Consider the following 8660-nt stretch of genomic DNA (forward strand, 5'->3'; position numbering starts at 1 on the left):
GCTCGGACGCGAGACACCAGGGGGCCGCGAACCCGCCGCGCCGAAGGCGCGGCCAAAAATCCAGCATCACCTTGCGGTCCAGCCGCCGTCCATGGTGTAGGAGGCGCCGGTGACCATGCCCGCGTTCGGCGAGGCGAGCCAACCCACCAGTGACGCAACCTCTTCCGGCTCCACCAGGCGCTTGATCGCGCTCTCGGTGAGCAGCACCCGCTCCAGCACCTCCTGCTCGTCGATGCCGTGCGCCTTGGCCTGATCGGCAATCTGCTTGTCCACCAAGGGCGTTCGGACATAGCCGGGATTTACGCAATTGCTGGTGACACCGTGGCGACCGCCCTCGAGCGCGGTCACCTTGGACAGGCCCTCGAGTGCGTGCTTGGCCGTCACATACGCGACCTTGTATTCGGACGCGCGCAACCCGTGCACCGAGGACAGATTGATGATCCGGCCGAAGCCCCGCCGATACATCTGCGGCAGTGCCGCGCGGATGAGCAGGAACGGCGCTTCGACCATGAGGGTCATCAGGTTCCGGAATCGCTCCGGTGGGAAGTCTTCGATCGGGTTGATGCTCTGTACACCGGCGTTGTTCACCAGGATGTCCACGTCCAGGGTGAGTTGTTCCAGGGCGGTGACGTCGAGGAGATCTACGGCCCAGGCTTTTCCGTCGATCTCACCGGCGAGTGCCTTCGCGGTCACGTCATCGATATCGGCGATGGTGACGGTTGCGCCGCGGGCCGCGAGTTCTCTGGCACAGGCGGCGCCGATACCGCTGGCGCCGCCGGTGATCAGGGCGGAACGTCCGTCCAAGTCACTCATGTGAGCTCCGCTCGTAGGGTTTCGACCCGCGCTGCCGGGGTCTGCGCGGCAAGGGATTCCGCGTCGGCACTATCGATGCTTTCCAGCGTGATGCCCTTCGTTTCGCGGGCGAACAGGACGGCGATCGCGGTAATCGCCGCGGCCGCAGCCAAATACAGGGCGATCGGTACCGCGGAACCGTAGGTATTGAGCAAGCGCACGGCGATGATCGGGGCGAGTGATCCGGCCACGATCGAGGTGACCTGATAACCGAGGGAAACACCGGAATACCGCATCCGGGTCGGGAACATCTCGGCCATGATCGCGGGCTGTCCCGCATACATGAAGGCGTGGAATACCAGGCCGATAATGATCGCGAACATGATGATCGCGTTGTGGCCGCTGTCCATCATCGGGAAAGCGAAGAAGCCCCAAGTGCCCGCGGTGAGCGCGCCGACCAGATACACCGGTCGCCTGCCGAAGCGATCGGAGAGATTGCCCGCCAACGGAATCATGAAGAAGTGCACGGCATGTGCGGCCAGCAGCCACCAGAGGATGACCTTGGTGTCGACGTGCACATGCACCTTGAGATAAGTGATGGTGAAAGTGACCACCAGGTAGTAGAGGATGTTCTCGCCGAATCGCAGCCCCATGGCGGTGAATACGCCGCGCGGGTAGCGCCGCAGCACCTCGACGACACTGAGCGAATTGGCCTTGATTTGTTCGATTTCCTGCTGCGCCGCAACGAAAATGGGTGCGTCGGTGACCTTGGTGCGGATGTAGTAGCCGACCAGCACGACCACCGCGGACAACCAGAATGCGACGCGCCAGCCCCAGCTCAGGAATGCGGCATCGGACAGCGTCGAGGTCAATGCCAGCAAAGCGACCGTCGCCAACATATTGCCCACCGGCACCCCGGCCTGTGGCCAGCTCGCCCAGAATCCGCGCCTGGAGTTCGGGCTGTGTTCGGCCACGAGCAGTACCGCGCCACCCCATTCGCCGCCGACCGCGAAGCCCTGGATGAATCGCAGCACCACCAGCAATGTCGGTGCCCAATAACCGATTTGGGCGAAGGTCGGCAGACAGCCCATCAGGAAGGTCGCGGCACCGACGAGCACCAGGCTGAATTGCAGCAGCTTCTTGCGGCCGTATTTGTCACCGAAATGGCCGAAGACGACGCCGCCCAACGGACGTGCGGCGAAGCCGACGGCGTAGGTGATGAAGGCGGCGAGGATCGCGTCGAGATCGCTGGTGCCCTTGGCGAAGAACACCTTGCTGAAGACGAGCGTCGCGGCCGTGCCGTAGAGGAAGAACTCGTACCACTCGACCACGGTGCCTGCCATGGACGCGGCCACCACCCGCCTCAGCCCGGCCGGTATCCCGCCGGGATCGTTTCCCGTCGGCCGCATTGCATCGCGCACGCTCATCGAACATCTCCTTCATGACCGGGGCCACATCACGCAATAAGATGTGACGGCCCCCACATTTCGTGGTCAGAACGAGTATTCGTGCACATATCTTCGGCCGCAATGGCCAGTTGTGCAGTGCGTATCTGCAAGAATGCAGAAATGAGTCCGCCTGCCTCGGGTACCAGCCGCCCCAGCGCGGATGATCTGCTGGTTCTGCTCGCCGTCGGGCGCTCCGGGCGCTTCGTGTCGGCCGCCGAGGAACTCGGCATCAACCACACCACCATCTCGCGCCGCATTGCCGCACTGGAACAGACGCTGGGCGGGCGGGTGCTCACCCGGGTGACCGGTGGATGGGAGCTGACCGATCTCGGGCGGGAGGCGTTGGCGGCGGCGGAGGCGGTGGAGTCCGCGGTCAAGTCGCTGGCCACCGATGCCGATGGCATGCGGGTCTTGGAGGGGGTGGTTCGGATTTCGGCGACCGACGGATTCAGTGCCTATATGGCCGCACCGGCCGCCGCCGAGGTGCAGCGGCGGCATCCGAAGATCGCCGTCGAGATCGTCGCGGCGACCCGGCGCGCATCCCAGCAGCGTTCGGGTCTGGATATCGAAGTGGTGGTCGGTGAGCCGCAAGTGCACCGCGCCAGGGCGATTCGGTTGGCCGATTACTGTCTCGGGCTCTACGGTTCACGTGACTATCTCCGCGAACACGGAACACCAACGGCCATTGGGGATCTCGCGCGCCACTCGCTCGTGTACTTCATCGATTCGATGCTGCAAGTGGACGATTTGGACCTGTCCTCCAGTTTCGCGCCCGCCATGCGCGAATCCGTCACTTCCACAAATGTTTTCGTGCACGTCGAAGCGACCCGTGCGGCCGCGGGCCTCGGCTTGCTGCCCTGCTTTATGGCCGATCGCCACGACGACCTGATCCGAGTGCTTCGGAAGGAAGTCTCCGTTCGGCTCACCTATTGGCTCGTCACCCGCACCGAGACATTGCGCAGGCCCGAGGTGGCGGCGGTGGTCGACGCGATTCGGGTCCGGGTGCGGGAGCAGCGGAATGTGCTGCTCGGTTTATCGGCGTAATCGTTCGATAGCCGATGCGATTTCAATGTACTTACCGGCCGATGGTGTGGTCGAGGGTGAGGGTGCCGTCGATCATGCGGTAGACGGTGTTCATGTGATGGAGGTGGGTGTGGTCGTGGGTTACCAGGAGGGTGGCGGCTTGGTGGGTGCGGGCCATGGCGAGGATCAGTTCGATTATGGCGGTGCCGCGTTCGGTGTCGAGGGCGCTGGTTGGTTCGTCGATGACCAGGAGGGACGGGTCGTTCATCAGGGCGCGGGCTATGTTGACGCGTTGGCGTTGGCCGCCGGACAGTTGGGCGGGCCGTTTGGCGTGGTGGTCGGCGAGGCCGACGGCGCCGAGTAATTCCATTGCCTTGGAGCGTGTTTCGCGGCGTCGGGTGGCGGAGCTGAAGAGGCGCTGGCCGAGGTGGGACATGGCCTCTAGTTGTTCGACGGCGGTCAAGGCGGGGATCAGGTTCGGCTGCTGGAAGACGATGCCGATGGACGAGCGGCGCAGCGCGGCGGCTTCGCGACGGGTGAGTGTAGCGAGATCGGCTGTGCCGTAGGGGGTTTCGAGGGTTATGCCGCCGGAGTCGGGGCGGATCAGTGTGGAGACCACGGCGAGTAGGCTGGATTTTCCGGAGCCGGAGGGGCCGGTGATTGCGGCGATTGTGCCGCCGGTGACGTGTAGGTTCACCTGGTTCAGTGCGGTGAGGCGGCCTGCGCCGTCCGGGTAGGTGAGGGTTGTTTCGCGCACGGTGAGAGCGGTTTTCGTCATGGTTGCGGTGGTCATGCGGATCTCCGAACGGTCAGCGGGCCGCACCGAGTGCGGTCAGCGGGTCGGTGGTGAACAGGAAGCGCAGGGCGAAGGCCGCGCCGAGTAGGCCGAGGAGGATCAGGGCCGCCGCGGGAAACAGGGTTGTCGAAACGCTGAGTACGAAAGGCAGCGCATCGCCCATGAATGTGGCTGCGGCTACGGTTATTCCGAGTCCGACCACGACACCCGCGGTCAGCACGATCGCCGCTTGGGCGAGAGCGTCGCGGACCAGTGCGCCGGATGTCGCGCCGAGCGCCTTCAAGGTCGCGATATCGGGCATGCGCTGCACCGTCCACACGGTGAAGAATGCGCCGATCACCAGGGCCGAAATGGCGAACAGCAGCACCGTCATCAAGGTCAGTGAACCGTTTTCGGCTTGGTAGGAACTCAATGCCGACAGCGATCCGGAGACGCTGGTCGAGGTCGTATGCGCTGATGCGTTGACCGAGGCCATATTCGGGACACCGGATACTGCGAGCACCGTGGCGGCGCCGCCGCGCGGGCTCACCGATTGCCAGTCGGCGGGCGTCATCCAGACGACGGGGGTGTGGCTGTACCAGTCGTCGCCCTGGATCGCGGCCACCCGGAAGGTCCCCGCGCCGAGTGTGACGGTGTCACCGGTGATGGCATCGAGGGCCTTGGCCGCGCCGGTGCTGAGGACGACGGTGCCGGAATCGGTTGCGACGTGATTGCCGAAAGCGGGTCCGTTAGTGCCGAACAGTGCGACCTGGGCGGGTTTCGTCGCACCCTGACCCGACACCGAGCCCTCCGCCCGACTGATGCCGATCGGGTCAACGGAGCCCGCGGCCGCCTGCCAGGTCTCGATCTGCTGCTCGGTGAGTGCGGAGGCGTCGAAGGAGGGATCCGCGCCGATATCGGCGAAGACGATGGCATCGGCGTGGATCGCCGCGATGGCCGAGATGTTCTGGTGCGCGAGTCCGGCGGTGAGACCGCTGAGGAAACTCACCAACAGCGCCACCAGGGTGACGACCAGCGTGATGAGCAGAAAACGGCCGCGTGCGGCCCGCAGATCCCGGAGTGCGACGAACATGCCATCACCCTGCCGCGCGCCGGCTTCCGTGCCATCGCGCACGCGGAGGAATGCGTGCCGATCGAAGGTTGGTCGGTGTTTTACGCCTTTCGATGGATGCCGCCCGGGTAGCCGCACATAAGCTGGCAAACGTGCATTCGTCGCCGTTCACGCCTGTCTTCACCGCGCTGCGGTTGGGGCTGCATGTCCTGGTGACGACGCTGGCCGTGGTGGTCGCGGTGCGGGCACTGCTGCCGGGCGCCGGACATCCGCTCGGCGTCCTCACGCTGACCGTGGCATTCCTTGTCGTGTACTTCGCCGGTGCGCTGGTCGGTCGCCGCCCGGCGGGGATCCGCATCTGGCTGGCGGCGCTGACGGTGCTGTGGCTCGGCCTCGTGGTGCTCGCCCCCGATGCCGGATACCTCGCATTCGGCGTGTTCTTCCTCTACCTGCACCTGCTGCCACGGCCGTGGAGTCTGCTCGCGGTCGGCGCGGCCACGGTGGTGGCCGTGATCGGTTTCGGGGTGCATCGTGGCTGGTCGGTGGCGGGTGCGATCGGACCGATTATCGGCGCGGCCGTCGCGGTGGGGATCGGGCTCGGCTACGAGGCGCTGTTCCGCGAATCAGCCGAACGTCAGCGCCTGATCGACGAATTGCTCAGTACCCGAGCAACTCTCGCCGAACAGGAACACACCGCCGGCAAATTGGCCGAGCGTGAACGGCTGGCGCAGGAGATCCACGACACCGTCGCGCAGGGGTTGAGCAGCATCCAACTGCTGCTGCACGCCGCGGCGCAGTCGGCTCCGGATCATCCTGCGCTGCAACAGATTCGGCTGGCCCGCGAGACTGCTGCGGAGAATCTTGCCGAAACCCGAAGGCTGATAGCGGAATTGACCCCCGCCGCCCTGGAGGGGCAGAGCCTCGCGCAGGCACTCGAGCGCATCTGTCGACGCGCTGAGGCTCCGGGACTGCTCACCCAGCTGGTCGTCGAAGGCACCCCGGAGCGTCTGCCGATGCCCGTCGAGGCGGCACTTGTTCGGATCGCGCAGGGGGCGGTCTCGAACGTGGTGCGCCACGCGGGCGCGAGCCGGATGCGATTGACCCTGACCTACGCCGATACCGATGTGTACCTCGACGTGGTCGACGACGGCATGGGCATCGATCCCGCTGTGCTCGACCGCGCCCCGACCGGCACCTTCGGGTTGGCCGCTATGCGCAGTCGCGTCGAACAGCAGGGCGGCACAATGGCGGTCGAATCCGAGCCCGGCCACACCGCTGTCACCGTCTCGTTTCCGCTGGAGCCCGGTTCCGACGCAGTCGATTCCGGCCTACGCGCAGCGGAATCGAACCAGGAGGGCGGTCGATGATCGGCCTACTCCTGGCCGACGATCACGCCATCGTGCGCGCGGGCCTGCGGGCACTACTGGAAAGCAATGACGACATCACCGTCCTCGGCGACGCACCGACCGCCGAGGCCGCCATCGCCTTCTGCACCACCACCCCGGTCGATTTGGTGCTGATGGATCTCAGTTTCGGTCCGGGCCGCTCCGGCGTCGACGCGACGGCCGAATTGCGTTCGCTCGCGCAGCCGCCCAATGTCCTGGTCGTCACCAACTACGACACCGATGCCGATATCCTCAGCGCCATCGAGGCCGGGGCCTGCGGCTACATCCTCAAAGACACCCCGCCGGTGGAACTGCTCGCGGCGGTGCGATCGGCGGCGGCCGGGGAGAGCGTGCTGTCGCCCGCGGTGGCCTCCAAACTGATGATCCGCGTTCGCCGCGCCGACACGACTTTGAGCCCGCGCGAAATCGAGGTGCTGCGGCTGGTGGCCGACGGCAGTTCGAACCGGGAGATCGCCAAGGAACTGTTCCTCAGCGAAACCACCGTCAAATCCCACCTCGTGCACATCTACGCCAAACTCGGCGTCCGCTCGCGCACCTCCGCCGTCGCACGCGCCCGCGAACAAGGCGCCATCTGACGGGCAGCTGGCTCTAGGGTTGGGGCATGGCCTCACTTTCGGATCCCAAAGTGCGCGACTTCCTGACCCACGCCAAGCGAACCGGAAAGGTGGCGTTCGTGGCCGCCGACGGTCGACCGGTGGTCAGCCCGGTGTGGTTCGTCCTCGAGGGCGACGAACTGGTCTTCAATACCGGCAAGGCCACGGCCAAGGGCAAGGCCTTCGTCCGCGATCCACGCATCGCGGTGGTGGTCGACCTCGAGGAAGCGCCGTATTCGTCCATTCAGATCCAGGGCACCGTGACCCTGTCTGAGGATCCCGACGAACTCCTGCGCACCGCCACCGAGATCGGCGGCCGCTATATGGGCGCGGACCGGGCCGAGGAATTCGGCAAGCGCAACGGCGTCCCGGGCGAACTGGTGGTCCGGGTGCACCCGTCCAAGGTGATCGCCCACTTCGACGCGACGGCCTAGCCCTACACTCACCGGCATGACCGTGCATTTCATCGGGGCCGGGCCGGGCGCCGCGGACCTGCTGACCGTCCGCGCGGTCGAGTTGCTGCGCACTGCCCCGGTCTGCCTCTACGCGGGCACCTACCTCGACCCCGAGGTACTCGCGCACTGCGCTCCCGATACCGAGCTGATCGACACTCAGCACCTGGACATCGACCAGATCACCGAGCACCTGGTGCGCGCGCACCGCTCCGGTAAGGATGTCGCGCGCCTCTGCTCGGGCGATCCCTCCATATATTCGGCCCTCACCGAACAAACCCGCCGCCTCGACGCAGCGGACGTGCCGTGGGACATCACCCCCGGCGTCCCCGCCTACGCCGCCGCGGCCGCCCTGCTCGGTACCGAGTTGACCGTTCCCGAAGTGGTCCAGTCGGTGGTCCTCACCCGCACCCAGGCCCGTTCGACTGCCATGCCCGAGTCCGAGGCTCTCGCGAACTTCGCCGGGACACAGGCCACGCTGGTGCTGCACCTGGCCATTACCCGAATCCGCACACTGGCCGCCGAGCTGATCCCGGCCTACGGCGCCGACTGCCCGACCGCCGTGGTCTACCGAGCCAGCCAACCCGACCAACTGGTCCTGCGCGGCACCCTGACCGACATCGCCGACCAGGTCGAATCCGCAGGTCTGCGCCAAGCCGCTGTCATTCTCGTCGGCCGGGCCCTCACCCCGAATCTGTCCTGTGCCCAGTCGCATCTCTACGACCCGGCCCGCGCCCGACACCGACCTTCGCAAGCAGTGTGAGATCGGTGACAGCCATCCAGCAAACTTGCGATGATCCCGCTGCCAGGGCTGATGTTTCCCGGCTATGAGAGCTGATTGGTCGGCTGGCGAGGGCGACGGTAGATTGTTTCGGTGATCTGCATTGAACTTCCCGGCGGAGCCGGTCGGTGGGTGGCGGGCATGGTCGCGCCCATGTAACAAGCTCGGCCTGACGGGCAGATAGTGCCAATGAATATTTTTGCTTGATTGATGAGAACTGAACGCGGGAACACAGGCGCCACGCTGGTTTAGGTGCGCGTCAACGTCCCGGTGTTCATCGGGGAGCGCTCGTGTGGTGTTCCGGAAGCGAGGTTACGG

9 protein-coding genes are annotated in these 8660 nt (G+C 65.7%); 5 read left to right on the top strand and 4 right to left on the bottom strand.

The features are described 5' to 3' along the window. Nucleotides 1-66: 66 nt before the first annotated feature. Together ACQPYR_RS05485 and ACQPYR_RS05490 are read right to left on the bottom strand one after the other, a co-directional pair. On the bottom strand, nt 67-813 hold the full coding sequence (locus ACQPYR_RS05485) for a 3-hydroxybutyrate dehydrogenase (protein ID WP_433628344.1): 747 nt from the start codon (nt 811-813) through the stop codon (nt 67-69). Beyond that, the gene (locus ACQPYR_RS05490) at nt 810-2219 is read right to left on the bottom strand and encodes an MFS transporter (RefSeq protein ID WP_433628347.1); all 1410 of its coding nucleotides are present in this window, start codon (nt 2217-2219) and stop codon (nt 810-812) included. The genes ACQPYR_RS05485 and ACQPYR_RS05490 overlap by 4 nt, the downstream gene beginning before the upstream one ends. A gap of 141 nt (nt 2220-2360) precedes the next feature. Here ACQPYR_RS05490 and ACQPYR_RS05495 point away from each other — a divergent pair, with 141 nt between their 5' ends. Further along, nucleotides 2361-3284: a LysR family transcriptional regulator gene (locus ACQPYR_RS05495; RefSeq protein ID WP_433628350.1), complete on the top strand. Its 924-nt coding sequence runs from the start codon at nt 2361-2363 to the stop codon at nt 3282-3284. 31 nt (nt 3285-3315) lie between these two features. On the opposite strand, the gene ACQPYR_RS05500 is transcribed toward ACQPYR_RS05495, so the two are convergent. Next, nucleotides 3316-4041: an ABC transporter ATP-binding protein gene (locus tag ACQPYR_RS05500; RefSeq protein ID WP_433635019.1), complete on the bottom strand. Its 726-nt coding sequence runs from the start codon at nt 4039-4041 to the stop codon at nt 3316-3318. A gap of 31 nt (nt 4042-4072) precedes the next feature. Next, nucleotides 4073-5131: an ABC transporter permease gene (locus ACQPYR_RS05505; RefSeq protein ID WP_433628353.1), complete on the bottom strand. Its 1059-nt coding sequence runs from the start codon at nt 5129-5131 to the stop codon at nt 4073-4075. A gap of 131 nt (nt 5132-5262) precedes the next feature. Here ACQPYR_RS05505 and ACQPYR_RS05510 point away from each other — a divergent pair, with 131 nt between their 5' ends. Genes ACQPYR_RS05510 through cobM form a run of 4 tightly spaced genes read left to right on the top strand, consistent with a single transcriptional unit; the run spans nt 5263 to nt 8324 of the window. Further along, nucleotides 5263-6477, top strand: coding sequence for a sensor histidine kinase (locus ACQPYR_RS05510; protein ID WP_433628356.1), 1215 nt, complete (start codon nt 5263-5265; stop codon nt 6475-6477). Then, entirely contained in the window at nt 6474-7091 is a 618-nt protein-coding gene (locus ACQPYR_RS05515; protein ID WP_433628359.1) for a LuxR C-terminal-related transcriptional regulator, read from the top strand. Before ACQPYR_RS05510 ends, ACQPYR_RS05515 begins: the two co-directional genes overlap by 4 nt. Before the next feature lie 26 nt (nt 7092-7117). Further along, a complete protein-coding gene (locus tag ACQPYR_RS05520; protein ID WP_433628362.1) occupies nt 7118-7543 on the top strand; it encodes a PPOX class F420-dependent oxidoreductase in 426 nt (141 codons plus the stop codon). Nucleotides 7544-7559: 16 nt separating this feature from the next. Next, nucleotides 7560-8324: a precorrin-4 C(11)-methyltransferase gene (cobM, locus tag ACQPYR_RS05525; protein ID WP_433628365.1), complete on the top strand. Its 765-nt coding sequence runs from the start codon at nt 7560-7562 to the stop codon at nt 8322-8324. Nucleotides 8325-8660: the final 336 nt, after the last annotated feature.

The organism is Nocardia sp. CA-120079 (genome assembly GCF_050955745.1).
Taxonomy (GTDB): Bacteria; Actinomycetota; Actinomycetes; order Mycobacteriales; family Mycobacteriaceae; genus Nocardia.

Excerpts from the sequence above, each read along its gene's own strand:
- ACQPYR_RS05485 (WP_433628344.1), bottom strand. The coding sequence starts at position 813 with ATGAGTGACTTGGACGGACGTTCCGCCCTGATCACCGGCGGCGCCAGC.
- ACQPYR_RS05490 (WP_433628347.1), bottom strand. The coding sequence starts at position 2,219 with ATGAGCGTGCGCGATGCAATGCGGCCGACGGGAAACGATCCCGGCGGG.
- ACQPYR_RS05495 (WP_433628350.1), top strand. The coding sequence starts at position 2,361 with ATGAGTCCGCCTGCCTCGGGTACCAGCCGCCCCAGCGCGGATGATCTG.
- ACQPYR_RS05500 (WP_433635019.1), bottom strand. The coding sequence starts at position 4,041 with ATGACGAAAACCGCTCTCACCGTGCGCGAAACAACCCTCACCTACCCG.
- ACQPYR_RS05505 (WP_433628353.1), bottom strand. The coding sequence starts at position 5,131 with ATGTTCGTCGCACTCCGGGATCTGCGGGCCGCACGCGGCCGTTTTCTG.
- ACQPYR_RS05515 (WP_433628359.1), top strand. The coding sequence starts at position 6,474 with ATGATCGGCCTACTCCTGGCCGACGATCACGCCATCGTGCGCGCGGGC.
- ACQPYR_RS05520 (WP_433628362.1), top strand. The coding sequence starts at position 7,118 with ATGGCCTCACTTTCGGATCCCAAAGTGCGCGACTTCCTGACCCACGCC.
- cobM (WP_433628365.1), top strand. The coding sequence starts at position 7,560 with ATGACCGTGCATTTCATCGGGGCCGGGCCGGGCGCCGCGGACCTGCTG.